Source organism: Bacillus sp. FSL R5-0431, from assembly GCF_038002985.1.
Classification (GTDB): Bacteria; Bacillota; Bacilli; order Bacillales; family Bacillaceae; genus Bacillus.
Genome location: NZ_JBBOOG010000001.1, coordinates 443212 through 456598 on the forward strand (window position 1 = coordinate 443212; position 13387 = coordinate 456598).

The 13387-nt window shown below is 43.5% G+C and carries 15 protein-coding genes; 10 read left to right on the plus strand and 5 right to left on the minus strand.

The annotated features are described in order from the left end of the window. Positions 1–2 precede the first annotated feature (2 nt). Genes MKZ03_RS02155 through MKZ03_RS02170 form a run of 4 tightly spaced genes read left to right on the plus strand, consistent with a single transcriptional unit; the run spans position 3 to position 3345 of the window. Positions 3–794 carry a putative hydro-lyase gene (locus MKZ03_RS02155; RefSeq protein WP_341030765.1) on the plus strand — a complete coding sequence of 264 codons (792 nt, stop codon included), beginning with the start codon at positions 3–5 and terminating at the stop codon, positions 792–794. A gap of 18 nt (positions 795–812) precedes the next feature. Next, complete coding sequence (gene pxpB / locus MKZ03_RS02160; RefSeq protein WP_341030766.1) at positions 813–1559, plus strand: 5-oxoprolinase subunit PxpB; 747 nt, start codon at positions 813–815, stop codon at positions 1557–1559. Then, on the plus strand, positions 1556–2569 hold the full coding sequence (locus tag MKZ03_RS02165; RefSeq protein ID WP_341030767.1) for a 5-oxoprolinase subunit C family protein: 1014 nt from the start codon (positions 1556–1558) through the stop codon (positions 2567–2569). Before pxpB ends, MKZ03_RS02165 begins: the two co-directional genes overlap by 4 nt. Before the next feature lie 14 nt (positions 2570–2583). Then, positions 2584–3345 carry an IclR family transcriptional regulator gene (locus tag MKZ03_RS02170; protein ID WP_334750803.1) on the plus strand — a complete coding sequence of 254 codons (762 nt, stop codon included), beginning with the start codon at positions 2584–2586 and terminating at the stop codon, positions 3343–3345. Between the two features lie 45 nt (positions 3346–3390). Here the strand turns inward: MKZ03_RS02170 and MKZ03_RS02175 are convergent, their stop codons facing one another. Next, complete coding sequence (locus MKZ03_RS02175) at positions 3391–4026, minus strand: FMN-dependent NADH-azoreductase (protein WP_169057611.1); 636 nt, start codon at positions 4024–4026, stop codon at positions 3391–3393. Between the two features lie 404 nt (positions 4027–4430). Here MKZ03_RS02175 and MKZ03_RS02180 point away from each other — a divergent pair, with 404 nt between their 5' ends. From MKZ03_RS02180 to MKZ03_RS02190, 3 genes are all read left to right on the plus strand, one after another. After that, positions 4431–5060 carry a GDSL-type esterase/lipase family protein gene (locus tag MKZ03_RS02180; RefSeq protein WP_340971697.1) on the plus strand — a complete coding sequence of 210 codons (630 nt, stop codon included), beginning with the start codon at positions 4431–4433 and terminating at the stop codon, positions 5058–5060. 89 nt (positions 5061–5149) lie between these two features. Further along, positions 5150–6232 (plus strand): C45 family peptidase, encoded by a 1083-nt coding sequence (locus tag MKZ03_RS02185; RefSeq protein ID WP_341030768.1) that lies wholly within the window; start codon positions 5150–5152, stop codon positions 6230–6232. A 130-nt stretch (positions 6233–6362) separates the two neighbouring features. Then, on the plus strand, positions 6363–8450 hold the full coding sequence (locus MKZ03_RS02190) for a BglG family transcription antiterminator (RefSeq protein WP_341030769.1): 2088 nt from the start codon (positions 6363–6365) through the stop codon (positions 8448–8450). Positions 8451–8467: 17 nt separating this feature from the next. On the opposite strand, the gene MKZ03_RS02195 is transcribed toward MKZ03_RS02190, so the two are convergent. Beyond that, positions 8468–9079 (minus strand): class I SAM-dependent methyltransferase, encoded by a 612-nt coding sequence (locus MKZ03_RS02195; protein ID WP_341030770.1) that lies wholly within the window; start codon positions 9077–9079, stop codon positions 8468–8470. A gap of 155 nt (positions 9080–9234) precedes the next feature. Here MKZ03_RS02195 and MKZ03_RS02200 point away from each other — a divergent pair, with 155 nt between their 5' ends. Together MKZ03_RS02200 and MKZ03_RS02205 are read left to right on the plus strand one after the other, a co-directional pair. Next, the gene (locus tag MKZ03_RS02200; RefSeq protein ID WP_034664026.1) at positions 9235–10104 is read left to right on the plus strand and encodes an SDR family oxidoreductase; all 870 of its coding nucleotides are present in this window, start codon (positions 9235–9237) and stop codon (positions 10102–10104) included. 293 nt (positions 10105–10397) lie between these two features. Beyond that, positions 10398–10820, plus strand: a complete 423-nt coding sequence (locus tag MKZ03_RS02205) for a pyridoxamine 5'-phosphate oxidase family protein (RefSeq protein WP_012008953.1) — start codon at positions 10398–10400, stop codon at positions 10818–10820. Between the two features lie 676 nt (positions 10821–11496). Here MKZ03_RS02205 and MKZ03_RS02210 read toward each other — a convergent pair. Next, positions 11497–11715 carry a hypothetical protein gene (locus MKZ03_RS02210; protein ID WP_106056715.1) on the minus strand — a complete coding sequence of 73 codons (219 nt, stop codon included), beginning with the start codon at positions 11713–11715 and terminating at the stop codon, positions 11497–11499. A gap of 159 nt (positions 11716–11874) precedes the next feature. On the opposite strand from MKZ03_RS02210, the gene MKZ03_RS02215 reads away from it, so the two are divergent. After that, on the plus strand, positions 11875–12204 hold the full coding sequence (locus tag MKZ03_RS02215) for a hypothetical protein (protein WP_334750809.1): 330 nt from the start codon (positions 11875–11877) through the stop codon (positions 12202–12204). Here MKZ03_RS02215 and MKZ03_RS02220 read toward each other — a convergent pair. Together MKZ03_RS02220 and MKZ03_RS02225 are read right to left on the minus strand one after the other, a co-directional pair. Then, entirely contained in the window at positions 12201–12497 is a 297-nt protein-coding gene (locus MKZ03_RS02220) for a DUF3817 domain-containing protein (protein WP_034664017.1), read from the minus strand. The genes MKZ03_RS02215 and MKZ03_RS02220 overlap by 4 nt on opposite strands. 136 nt (positions 12498–12633) lie before the next feature. Continuing rightward, positions 12634–13308 carry a GntR family transcriptional regulator gene (locus MKZ03_RS02225; protein WP_340971709.1) on the minus strand — a complete coding sequence of 225 codons (675 nt, stop codon included), beginning with the start codon at positions 13306–13308 and terminating at the stop codon, positions 12634–12636. Positions 13309–13387 lie beyond the last annotated feature (79 nt).

Genomic DNA, 13387 nt, shown 5'->3' on the forward strand with positions numbered 1-13387 from the left:
GAATGAGTATTGATCAAACATATGAGCCTTCACAGATCAGAGAGTTGATTCGTAAAAAAGAAATCACAGGACCAACGGCGGGTTTAGCAGAGGGATATGCTCAAGCCAATTTAATGATCGTTAAAAAGGAACTTGCCTTTGACTTTCTTTTGTTTTGTCAGCGCAATCCGGCTGCATGCCCCTTGCTTGATGTACTGGAGCCGGGTGATCCAGTGCCGAGACGGTCGGCACCCCAAGCGGATATTCGTACGGACTTTTCTAAATACCGTATTTACCGAAAAGGGATTCTTCAAGAAGAGGTTTCAGATATCTCTGCTTATTGGGAGGAGGATATGGTTGCCTTTCTCATCGGTTGCAGTTTTACGTTTGAGCATGCGCTCATGCTGAATGATATCCCTGTTCGCCATATTGAAAACGGTCATAACGTTCCGATGTATCAAACGAATATCTCTTGTGAAAGAGCAGGGGTGTTTCATGGCCCGATGGTTGTCAGCATGAGGCCCATTCCGGCGCATCAGATTACAAGAAGTGTACAAGTGACGTCTAGATTCCCGTCAGTTCATGGCGGCCCCATCCATATAGGCGACCCAGCGATGATTGGAATTGCCAATGTGGATCAGCCGGACTTTGGAGAACCATCTGTGATCAAAGAAGGAGAAGTCCCGGTGTTTTGGGCATGTGGTGTGACGCCGCAGGCCATTGTCATGCATACAAAACCAGACATTGCGATTACCCATGCACCTGGGCATATGTTCATCACAGATCAAAGAGATCAACAGCTCGGTGTGCTTTAGAAAGAGAGGGATCCTCAAGTGGCATTTTCAACGATAAAAGATTTTATCACCTTCCACCCGCTAGGAGATGCAGCGATCGTTATCCAAGCAGGAGCAGACATATGTGAAGAGATTCATGAGCGTGTTGTGCAGCTGTTTTCGTGTATTGAGCAGCATCCATTTGCTGGATATGTGGAAGCTGTTCAAGCCTTTACAAACTTGACTGTTTTTTACGAGCCTTATACTGTTCATCAATCTGCCCACCTTCAAAAAAAGGACTTGTCTCCGTATGAATGGGTGAAAAACTATATTGAAACACTTCTTGAAGAGAAATGGCAGGAGGGGGTTCAGTCGAAGCGCCGCATCATCGATATTCCAGTCTGCTACGGGGGAGAGCTGGGACCTGATTTAGAAGAAGTCGCCCGGATCAATCGTTTAACGACTGAGGAAGTCGTGCGTATTCACACTGCAGGGACGTATCTTGTCTATATGATTGGATTTGCCCCGGGGTTTCCATTTTTAGGCGGGCTGTCTGAAAAGATCGCAGCCCCGCGCAGGGAAACACCGAGAATGTCCATTCCAAAAGGATCTGTCGGCATTGCGGGAAAGCAGACCGGCGTTTACCCCATTTCCACACCCGGCGGCTGGCAGCTCATTGGACAAACCCCGCTGCCACTCTTTTATCCAGACGAGAAAGTCCCAAGTCTATTGAGAGCAGGAGACGAGGTCAGATTTGTCCAAATGTCTGAAAAGGAATTTTTCAGCATGAAGGAGGCAGAACGTTGAGTATTCATGTCATCAAGCCAGGAATGTTCACAACCATTCAAGATAAAGGTCGGAAAGGCTATCAAAAGTATGGCGTCTTAACGAGCGGCGGCATGGACCCGCTCTCACTTAGAATTGCCAACATTCTCACAGGCAACGAGGAAAACGAAGCCGTGCTGGAAATAACATTAATGGGGCCAGGTCCTGTGTTGACGTGTCAAAAGGATGAGCTTATTGGATTGACTGGCGCTGATGTGGAAATCGACATCGATGGAGAGCCAGCCCCTTTATGGAAACCGCTCTTTGTTCGATCAGGAAGCACGATCACCTTTGGTCCTTGTAAGAGAGGCTGCCGCGCTTACCTTGCTGTGGCAGGTGGATTCGATGTGGAGCCGGTCATGCAGAGCAAAAGCACCTATGTGAGAGCAGGAATAGGTGGACTGAACGGACGTCCGCTTGAAAAAGGAGACGTCCTGTCCATTGGAAAGCCTTCAATCGTAGCGGATCGATTGTCTGATAGGCTCAAAAGCGAAGTGAAACAGGCGGCGTACAGCGCACCCGATTGGACTGTAAGTCATACGCATTTTTTGCCGCTGCGGAAATCGCCCGTGATTCGGGTGCTGCCAGGGAGACACCTTTCTTTTTTTCAAGAAATATCTCAACACACCTTTTTCGAACAGCCTTACCAAGTCACGCCTCAATCAGATCGCATGGGCTGCCGCTTGAAGGGGGAGCCGGTTCATTTAAAAGAAAAGCTTGAATTGATTTCAGAAGCGGTTGCCTTTGGTTCTATTCAAATTCCTCCTGACGGCCAGCCGATTATTCTGCTGGCAGATCGGCAAACAACAGGCGGATACCCGCGTATTGGAGAAGTAGCGACGGTAGATCTGCCGCTCATTGCACAAGCGATGCCTGGGGCGAATCTGTATTTTAAGCGAATCGATCATCAGGACGCAGAGCAGGCGCTATTTAAGCAAGAAGCAGAATTGAAGGAGCTGGCTGCCAGAATCAAGCTGGAAGCATTCGTTTAGAAAAGGGGATGGACATGCAAAATACAAATAAAACCGTGGTGAAATCAATGGAGATTTTGCGGCTGTTTATCGCACGTGACCAATTAACGTTAAATGAAATGATCGAGCTCTCCGGCATGCCGAAAACGTCTGTGCACCGCATGGCGAGCTCGTTAACCGATATGGGATTATTAGAAAAGCAAGATTCAGGTGTTTATCGGTTAGGTCTGATGTTTCTAGAATACGGGCAGCTTGTGGCGGACCGCCTTGATATTCGGAGAATTGCAAGACCATTTATGGAAGGCTTGCGGGATGAAGTGGGAGAAGCTGTACAGCTCATCGTTCGTGAAGGAGACGAAGCCATTTACGTGGATAAAATCGAAGGGACGCAGCCTGTTCGTCTCTACACCGCCGTCGGCAGGCGCTCTCCCCTATATGCGGGTGCTTGTGCAAGAAGTATTCTCTCCTTTTTACCAGAGCGCGAGAGACTCGCTTATATTGATTCGATTGAGCTAGGGAAAATCGGAATCGGGACCATTACAGATAAAGAGGTTCTTCGAAACATACTGGATGAATCAAATGAAAGGGGCTATACGTTAAGCTATTCGGAGCTTGAAAACTATACCGCTGCGGTTGGAGCCCCTATTTTCAATCACCTTGGAGAAGTCGCAGCAGGTATTAGCATTGCAGGGTTTGAAGCAGGCTATCAAAAGGAACGCCTTCCATATTTAATTGAGCAGGTCAAAAAAGCCGCGATCGGTATCTCCAGAGAATTAGGCTTTCATCTAAACAAATAAAAAGCCAATGACCGTTAAGATCATTGGCTTTTCGCGTTCAGTTTATTAGAAATTTTTTCCTAAAGCTTTTGCACGTTCGATCGCATCTGCTTTAATTTGCTCTGCTTTCGCAGGTTCAGCATTGTGACCTTCAACGATAAGACCTTCGAAGGAAGGAATTCCGAAGAAGCTCGCAATTGTACCAAGGTAACGGTGGCCTGCTTCAAGTTCAGCAGCAGGACCTTCAGAATAGTATCCGCCACGTGCTTGGATGTGTAGAGCTTTTTTGTCTGTTAATAATCCAACAGGACCTTGCTCAGTGTATTTGAATGTTTTACCAGCTACAGCAACAGAGTCGATGTATGCTTTAAGAACTGGTGGGAATGAGAAGTTCCAAAGTGGTGAAACAAATACATATTTGTCAGCAGAAACGAATTGATCGCTTAATTCGTTTAGGCGAGCAACTTTCGCTTGCTCTTCAGCTGAAAGTGTATCGAAGCCAGCACCTGATTGCAGCTTGCCCCAGCCAGCGAATACATCTGCATCAATGTGAGGGATGTTTTCTTTGTACAAATCGATATGTACAACCTCGTCACTTGGGTTTGCTTCCTTATAAGATTCGATAAATGCTTTAGCAGTAGCCATACTGTAAGAAACTGTTTCATCATGCGGATGTGCAGTGATGTATAAAACTTTTGCCATGTTCATTCAATCCTTTCTGTTTCAGTGATTTTTTTAGCGTATCCCAAAGATACACTGAATATGTGGCATCTTTAATCATATTGGAATGCTACGAAAAAGATGTAACAAGTACAGTTACATAAAAACTGATATTTTCATTGTAATCACAATGTAGTTTGAAGTCAAGGTATAAAGTCTCGAAATCAAGATAAAAAGTTTGTAAATTTTTCTGAAACGCTTGGAGATACGGATTTCATCATAAAAACCTACTCCTATTGAACAAAAAAACAGTCGATCTCGCAAGTAAAGAGTTTATAAAGACGTCTCATGAAAAAAAAGATGAATGCCCCTAAGCCATCTGCTACAAGCATCTGTTCTCCGATTTCGTATATATAAGAGAAGGCAGGAGAGAGTGAGGGATAAGAGTGGGACGATCCTATGTTGCGATTGGAGATTCCTTAACAGTGGGAGTGGGGGCACGTTTATTTGGCGGAGGCTTCGCTGAGCGGTATCAATGGATGCTTGAAAAAAAGACACAGGCGTCAGTCGAGCTGTCCGTATTTGCAAAGTCAGGGTTAACGACGGATCAGATTTTACAGCTGTTCAAACGATCTGATGTGAGGCGTGCTATTGCACCAGCTGACATCATCACCATCACAGGCTGCGGGAATGACCTTGTTCAAGCTGTTCAGCAGTATGAAGAGGGTGAAGATGAAAAGAAATTGCTGCAAGCGACCTTGCATTGCCAAGCGAATTTTAGCAAGATGATTCAAGAAATCGCTCATATCAAAAGAGGGCAGCAGCCCTATTGCGTGTATCTCATGAATTTATATAATCCTTTTCCACAAATACCAATAGCGGGGCGGTGGCTTCAGCAATACAATCATCAGCTTCGCTTGCTTGCTGCAAATCCGCATGTAGAGGTTGTGGATGTGTACCGGGCGTTTGAGGGACATGAAAGAGATTACTTATCGATTGATCAATTTCATCCGAACCATAAAGGATATGAAGCAATGGCAAAAGCATTGTTTCAACAATCCTGGAAACAGCTGTAATCCGTTGGGGTTGCAGTTTTTTTCATCCTTTTCAATAAATGACGGTTTCGATATGATAAAAGAAACGAAGTCGAAAGAGGTGTGCAGTCATGGAGGAAATCAGTGCATATTTTCATGAAATGACAGGAACCGCTTATGAAGTGGGAAAACAGCAGGCTGTCTGGTTTAAGGAGAACCCGTTGCTACAGACACAATATATTCGAACAGAACCGCTAGAAAAAGAGACTGTGAAGGAAACGAAGCAGCTGATGCGCCCTCATCTTCCTCAGTTAGAAGAAGAGATAGCTGGATTTTGTGATGAACTGCAATTAGATGAGCGTTATTTGACCTTTTTCTATTCATCTCATCTTCAGCCAGGCTGTTCCCACTGCGTGAGGCAGGGGAATATGGCGACCGGTCAACAAACGGTCATGCTGCGTAACTATGATTTCTCCCCAATATTTGATGATATGCGTCTTGTGACGACACATGTGAAAGGCTCGGCATGTCATACGGGCTCGTCACTGCTCTTGTTTGGCAGATCTGATGGGATGAATGAGCATGGTCTTTCTGTGACATTCTCTGCTTGTGGTCCGCCGGTTGGAAATGAAGCCGGTTTAAAGGCTCCAGCAGTTGCCGGTTTGCAAGTGTATCATGTGATTCGATCTGTTCTGGAAAACTGTAGAACGGTTGAGGAAGCCATTCACTCTATTCAGGAAATGCCCGTTGCCTCAAATGTTCACCTCATGCTTGCCGATCGAAAAGGAGAAGCGGCTGTGATTGAAATCATTGATGGCCGCAAAATGGTCAGAAGACCGGAGACAGGTTATATTGCAGCCACAAATCATCCGATTGCTGATCAAACAGGAAAAGGGATGACCAAGCATCATTCTATTGTCAGATACGACATGTTAATGGAGGCTTTAGAAGAACAACGATCAAGTGATTCTCTTGCTAAGCTGTTCCAGACAGAATATCCAGATGGTCTGACTGTGCACAATTATGAGGAGCTGTTTGGGACGATGCGAACCGTCATCTTCCGCCCGGAGGAAGGAACGATGGATTATTGCTTTGGCTCTCCAATATATAATCCGACTTATTCTTTAAAAGCTGGGGGTACACTGCCTTTTCGTGAACAAAAGGTTCAATTTCATCAAAAGGAGTATGGACCGTCATTTTGGAGAAGCGTCTGATGAATCCTTGTTTTTAATTTTGTCACAGCCACTGTGCCAAAGTCAGATCAACTTAAGATTGCATCGTTTGATGAAAGCGTTTTATATTAAGGTGTGACAATAGACCTATTTTTGCAGAGGGAGGCATTTCATGTACATAACGGCACGAGAACAGAAGATCATCAAATACATCATTCAGCAAAATCGTTATGTCACCATTCGTGAGATAGCCGATTCTGTTCAGGTGAGTACAAGAACCATTCATAGAGAACTAAAATCGATCAAACCGATATTAAAGAATTATGATCTTTCACTAGATAAACAGCCGGGGAAAGGCTTGAAGGCAGTCGGTGAACAGGAGGATAAACAGCGGCTTCTTGCTCATATGTCAAATGAGGATCAAATTGAATATAGCTCTGACGAACGGAAGCTCTTAATCCTTTGTGCATTGCTTGAAGCAAAGGAACCGGTGAAATTATATACACTCGCAGCCGATTTGCAGGTAACAAATGCGACCATCAGCTATGACTTAGATGAACTGACGGAGTGGATCGCTCCTTACGGTTTGCAGTTGATCCGAAAACGCGGGTATGGCATTGAATTAAAAGGACCGGAGGAAGCTAAACGAAAGATTGTCGGCAACCTGATTGTCGACCGGCTCGATATTCAATTATTTTTAGAAACAATTGAAATGAATATCAAGCATCGAACGAAAGCGACGGAAAAGGTGTTTGGCGTTGTCAGCAGAGGGCAGCTGCTTAAGGTAGAAAGACTGCTCTTTCATTTGAAAAATAGACTGTCACTCTCTTTATCTGATAGTGCCTATATTGCGCTTGTCGTTCACTTAACCTATGCCATTGAACGGATTCAGCTTGGCGAAACCATTCGAATGGAAGAGGAAGAGCTGCTTGAACTAAAGCGGACGAAAGAATTTGAATCATCACTGCGAATCGCAAGAGCACTTGAACGCATGTTTAATGTGGAGATCCCTGAAGCAGAGGTCGGTTATATGACCATCCACCTGCGCAGTGCAAATCGCAGCTTTGGGGCAGAATACCGTATTGATGAGATCGAGCTGGATATAGCGATCAGAACGAAGAAGCTCATTGATTTTATTTCAAATAAAACCGGCTATCATTTAAATGAGAATGATTCATTGTATGAGGGACTCGTGTCTCATCTCGAACCTGCCATGAACCGTTTAAAGGAAAAGATGAGAATCTATAATCCACTTACACAACAAATTAAAAAGGACTACTTTTTGCTTTTTATGGCGATTGAAGAAGGAGTCGAGCGTTTCTTTCCAGAGATTGAATTTCCAGAGGATGAAATCGCCTTTATTGTGCTTCACTTTGGCTCAGTGCTTGAAATCAAAAAAGAAGAAACGAACATTCATGCATTGGTCGTTTGCTCAAGCGGCATCGGTACCTCCAAAATGCTCGCTTCTCGTTTAAAAAAGGAATTGCCAGAAATCGCCGAATTCGATCTATCGTCTTTGATGGAGCTAAAAGAAATCGATGCATCAAGCTATGACATGATTGTATCGACTGTTCCGATCCCATATGACCATATCGATTACATCATGGTCAGTCCGCTCCTAAACGAGGATGACGCTATGCGTGTGAAGGCTCATATTAAACGAAAGATTCCTTATATGATTGAGAAAAAAAGGTTGAAAGAAGCTGCCAAAGAAACGGTACAAGAATCCGTTAATATGATGGCGGTTGCAGAAAAAGTGACGAATTACATGTCTGTGATTCGCAGCATCTTGTCCCATTTTACCATCGAAAATAGAGAGACGCTGCCGCAGCATGAGGCAACAATCAGGCAGCTGCTTCGTCAGCTTGAAGAAGAAGGATCTATCACACATGCGGATGATGTAGCGAGCGGCTTACTGGAACGTGAACAGCAAGGCGGTTTAGGCATACCTGGTACCGAGTTTGCTCTTTTTCATTTAAAGCATGAATTCATCAAGGAACCAATCTTTCATATTTATGATCTTGATCAGGCATATGAGGTCAAAAGCATGGATGGCGGGCAGCAAATGATGTCACGAATGCTTATGATGCTGGCGCCGCAAAAGCTTGGCAAGGAAGGGTCTGAAATGTTTAGTCTGATCAGTTCATCCATCATTGAAAGTGAGGAAAGCATGGTGCTTTATGGACAAGGATCAAAGGAAGAGATTGAACAGAAATTGCATCAGCTGTTCTATCAATTTGTAAAAGAAGCAAAATGGTAAGAAAAAAAGCCGAGAGCTTATTCGCTTCTCGGCTTTTTGGCTGTGACACAGACAGCAAGTGTTGGACGAATTTCCTCATACTCAACAGAAAAATGGTCAAACCCCGCAAACTGTAAGTCATTCAATATGTTTTCACCCATCTCTTTTGTCCGGCTGGAGTCAGCACCTTTTTCTCTTGGCTGCATCACAATGACAAGTTTTCCGCCTGGTTTCAACGTGTGATAAAGGTTGAGTAGGCCAGTCTTTGGATCATCCCAAATCGTAAAGTTGTTGACAGACAGTACTTTGTCATACTGCTCTCCGGGCAAGCGTGTTTTCTCGATTTTCCCTACATACAGCCGGACCTGTTTGTCTTTTGACCGTTTGCTGACGCGGGACTGTGCTTGCTCCTGCATGGTGGCGGAGGCATCTAGACCATCAATGTGAAGATCTTCATAATGCTTAAGCATATGCTTGATGCTGTAGCCGGGCCCATAGCCGATTTCCACAATGTTTTCACTATCTGTCAGATCTAAGTGCTGGATGGCCCACTGATTCAATGCTTTATTTTCATTTGCCATAATGAAGCCTGCGATGCTTCCGAGCCAGCCTTTTGGTCTGCTAAAGGTTTTCGAAATGGTTGACAGCATTTGAGAACGCTCCTTTTTAATGATCATGTAACCGATTTTTCCCAACTTGAAACATGCCGATTTACAAAACGCATCTGTGCAGTTTAGGGATGTTTGAGTAAAAAAAAGAGGTGGTAATGAAAGGATACATCAAAAAATCAAGGAGGAGCTTACACATGGATTTACGTGAATACTTAACAAATGGCATTCCGCGCCAAACACAGGATCAGCAGCCAGGCAGTGAAAGAGAAATGAATCCTGCGCCGATCTTTGAGGATGAATCATATCAAGGGTCTGGCAAGCTCAAAGGGAAAGTCGCACTGATTACAGGCGGAGATAGTGGAATTGGACGTGCTGTATCTGTTGCCTATGCAAAAGAAGGTGCACACGTCGCCATTGTGTACTTAAATGAACATGAGGATGCAAAGGATACGCAAAAGCGCGTAGAACAGGAAGGCGTTAAATGTTTAACGATTGCAGGAGATGTCGGTGACGAAGCCTTTTGCGAGAAAGCGGTAGAAAAAACAGTTGAAGCCTTTGGGCAATTAGATATTTTAGTGAATAATGCGGCTGAACAGCATCCGAAAGAACGGATTCAAGATATTTCTAGTGAACAGCTTCACCAAACCTTTAGAACCAACTTCTATTCTTATTTTTATTTTACGAAGAAAGCACTGGATTACTTAAAACCGGGAAGTACAATTATTAATACAACATCCATTAACCCATATCGAGGCAACAAAGTGCTGATTGATTATACGGCGACAAAAGGGGCCATCAACGGCTTTACGCGTTCTATGGCACAGTCGCTTGTGAAAGATGGGATTCGGGTGAACGGTGTAGCGCCAGGTCCAATTTGGACGCCGCTCATTCCATCTACATTTGATGAGGATAGTGTGGAAAGCTTCGGGGCAGAAACCCCAATGGGAAGACCAGGACAGCCTGTAGAGCATGTCGGCTGCTATGTGCTGCTTGCTTCTGACGAATCGTCTTATATGACAGGACAAACACTTCACGTCAACGGCGGTTCCTTTATGAATACATGATCAATAGCGCCACCGCCCAGCTTTGATTGGGCGGTGTGTTTAGTATTTCTTGCGATTCTTCTGCACAGATGAGACAGACCATACGATAATGCCCACAACAACTGCCGCAATGACAAGTGAACTCAAATGGAACATCGTTTCATGATGCATGTTCAACTTCTCCCTTCATTGAGCCTGTTTTCTATAGCATCAGCCAGAAGATCTCTTTTTATGAAAAACACATTTCTTTGTTTAATGAATGGATTGTCGTGGAAACCTAAGAGTACGGATGAAATTTGAAGGAGTGAAACGATATGTCACAAGAAGAATTAAAACAAAAGGTACTCAGCCTATTAGATGAACAAAAGGTCGGAACACTGGCGACCGTTGAACAGGATAAGCCGCATACCCGCTACATGACTTTTTTCCATGAAGGGCTGACATTATATACACCAACGAGCAAAGAAACACATAAAGCAGACGAAATTGAAAAAAACCCGAATGTCCATATTCTCATTGGTTATTCAGGTGAAGGATTCGGTGACACGTATGCAGAAATCGCAGGTACCGCAACATTAACTGATGATCCAGAACTGATCGACCGCCTTTGGTCTGAGGAGATGGAGAAATGGTTTAAAGGAAAAGATGATCCGAACCTAGTGATTCTGAAGATTGATCCAACCTCCATTCGTTACATGAATGAAGGAAGCCGTACGCCGGCAGAATTATCACTTTAACACTTGCGTAAGCTGGGGGAATGTGTTATAGTTTTATATTAAGTGTTGAAATAAGCAAATAAATAAAGAAAGTAAACTTTCTTTTTTCTATGACATAATGAGAAGCAATAGAGCTTCTACTTGATAAGAACGAGACGCTGTCAAAGCGAACAAACTTATTCTTTTCCTTCTGCACCCGCCCCCTATAAAAGCGGAAGAGTGGAAAAAAGACGTTTTGATTTACAATTCACACTGGCACGGCTTCGGAGCCGTAAGGACGAATGAGAGGTAGGGCTTTCGTTGTCTTGTTATCCAGAACTTCCATGGCGTTTACTTTCAAACGTAGGTTCACTCGGAACACATATGACACACTGATATGATCGAATCTTAATTCATACACTCCGTAACGGAGATCACACATTGATTATTTATTTGCATGAAAAGAGCAAGGAAAAGGCTGCCATCTATTTGGCAGCCTTTTTCATTGGGTTCATTTCATGATCACTCACTTCGCCCTTTCTTCTGATACCGCCAAATTTTCTGGATAAAAAAGAACATCACCGCAAACAAAATAGAAAAGATGAACATGTCCAGGAGTGTCACGCCTCTATCAGGGTGCACAATGCCAAACCAAACCCATTGCAGAACAAAAGAGATAGCAAAATAACTTATGGATTCTTTCATGATTTTCCCCATTTCACTTATTTTTTTGACCTTTTAGCCATAACAGCCAAATGAAGAAGGAACCGATGACACATGATAGTAAAGTGATGGGCGGCAAGGTATGCCAGCTAGTCAGCCCCTTTACAAAACACATATAAAAAAAGAAAATGGAAATGGATACGAGCACCCATTGCTTGAACCAACGAGGAACACGCAGCCAAGCCGCTAGAAAGATAGAAGATAGCTTATCCAATGAGAAAAACTCCTTTTTTGAATCTGATTGGATTTTATCGCAAACAACGAAGTTTGTAAAATATGGAATTCGAAGGCTGGAATGGTATTCTTCTAGCACGAAACATTTTCGCTGCACTGACGTATAAGATAAAGGAACCTCATGAAAGGAAGCGATCAAGTGAAAAGAATACCAGTGATTTTTCTACGATATATTGTCTTCTTTATTCCAGCTATCATTATCAGTTTCATGGTGTGGAACCATTACCAAGATGATTTGTCGGATGGGAAAGTAACAGAGTATGACGTCAAACGAATTTTTACATTTGATGAAGGAAAACGAGTGGTGAGTGCTGTATCAAAAGACCAGCAGCTCCATTTTGCAATGTATGATCCTCATTCAGGAAAAAGAATCAGTGAATGGACCACAGCAAGCGATCCGTTTAATGAAAAGGATTCAGCGTGTAGAAAAAGGGCTAAAACGAATTTCGTTTTAGCCCTTTTTGATTAAGCTTTAGTATCATACTGGCGGAGCACCTTATCATAGGCGAAGTTGCCGAAAGGAATGAACGCCGCAAAAAAACCAGCGATGGACCATTTCAAATGCCAGCGAACTTTAAAAGTCACATATGCCAAAACAAGCATATAGATGACAAACAATGCGCCATGAAGAGAGCCTACAATGGTGACTGCCATCGGAATATCCGCAAAATATTTCAGAGGCATGGCAATTAAAAGAAGGGTTAAAAGAGACATACCCTCAATAAAACCCGCCTGTCGAAGACGGCTAATACTTGTATGCATATACAAATCCTCCTGTATAAGAGCTAGTTTCTCATCTTCTAATATAAACGAAAGATCGTCTGGACATGCTGAAATCTACGAAAAATTCAAAATATGTTCATGTAATGCTTAAAAAATGGAAAAAAGGGAAAATCACTTAATCCTTGTTTGTTTCAGAGAGTACTTGCTTTAAGTGCATCACATCATGTAACAAATGATTCGTCATCGCTTGAACGGCTTCTGTGGAGCGGCGCTCTTTCATTTCAGAATAAATGGCAGCATGCTCTTTTTGAATCGTTTCAGCACGCGCTCCGCCGCTAAAATGAAAGATACGGCAAAAATGAATGAGTGCATTCACATGATTCAATTGTTTACATAAGCGGTGATTGTGACTCGCTAGAATAATTTTTTGATGAAAGGCTTCATGTAACTGGACGATCTCTTTAGATGGCAGCTGCTGCTTGATTGCTCCGTCTGCCTGCTTGAGGACCTGCTCAATATCATCCAGCTCTCTTTGCGCGGCTTCCTTGCATGCAAGCTCAACAGCTAGCGTTTCTAGGGCGATTCGAACTTGATAAAGCTCCTCGACATCTTTTTCCGTTAACGTATAGACAGAGTAGCCTGACCGATGATCAGCGATCAAGAGTTCATCTTTTTCTAAAAGCCTCATCGCCTCTCTAACCGGTGATCGGCTTACACCAAATTGTTTGGCAAGCTGTGTCTCATTGATGCGTTCCCCTGGCTGAAACTGCCCATCAAATATCATTTGCTTCAGCTGTTCATAAAATTGCATATGGTATGGTGCTGGTCTTTCCATCTCGAATGAATTCATCCCGTCATTCCCTCATTTACACATCATCTTTTGTCTCATGTTATCCAAGTTTTTCCCTCTAGGCAAGCCTGCATCGGAA

What these genes read in the sequence shown, in the direction of transcription:
- MKZ03_RS02195 (WP_341030770.1), bottom strand. Translation starts at nt 9,079, where the DNA reads ATGCTGTCAACCATTTCGAAAACCTTTAGCAGACCAAAAGGCTGGCTC.
- MKZ03_RS02220 (WP_034664017.1), bottom strand. Translation starts at nt 12,497, where the DNA reads ATGCATACAAGTATTAGCCGTCTTCGACAGGCGGGTTTTATTGAGGGT.
- MKZ03_RS02155 (WP_341030765.1), top strand. Translation starts at nt 3, where the DNA reads ATGAGTATTGATCAAACATATGAGCCTTCACAGATCAGAGAGTTGATT.
- MKZ03_RS02175 (WP_169057611.1), bottom strand. Translation starts at nt 4,026, where the DNA reads ATGGCAAAAGTTTTATACATCACTGCACATCCGCATGATGAAACAGTT.
- MKZ03_RS02170 (WP_334750803.1), top strand. Translation starts at nt 2,584, where the DNA reads ATGCAAAATACAAATAAAACCGTGGTGAAATCAATGGAGATTTTGCGG.
- MKZ03_RS02200 (WP_034664026.1), top strand. Translation starts at nt 9,235, where the DNA reads ATGGATTTACGTGAATACTTAACAAATGGCATTCCGCGCCAAACACAG.
- MKZ03_RS02205 (WP_012008953.1), top strand. Translation starts at nt 10,398, where the DNA reads ATGTCACAAGAAGAATTAAAACAAAAGGTACTCAGCCTATTAGATGAA.
- MKZ03_RS02190 (WP_341030769.1), top strand. Translation starts at nt 6,363, where the DNA reads ATGTACATAACGGCACGAGAACAGAAGATCATCAAATACATCATTCAG.
- MKZ03_RS02185 (WP_341030768.1), top strand. Translation starts at nt 5,150, where the DNA reads ATGGAGGAAATCAGTGCATATTTTCATGAAATGACAGGAACCGCTTAT.
- MKZ03_RS02225 (WP_340971709.1), bottom strand. Translation starts at nt 13,308, where the DNA reads ATGAATTCATTCGAGATGGAAAGACCAGCACCATACCATATGCAATTT.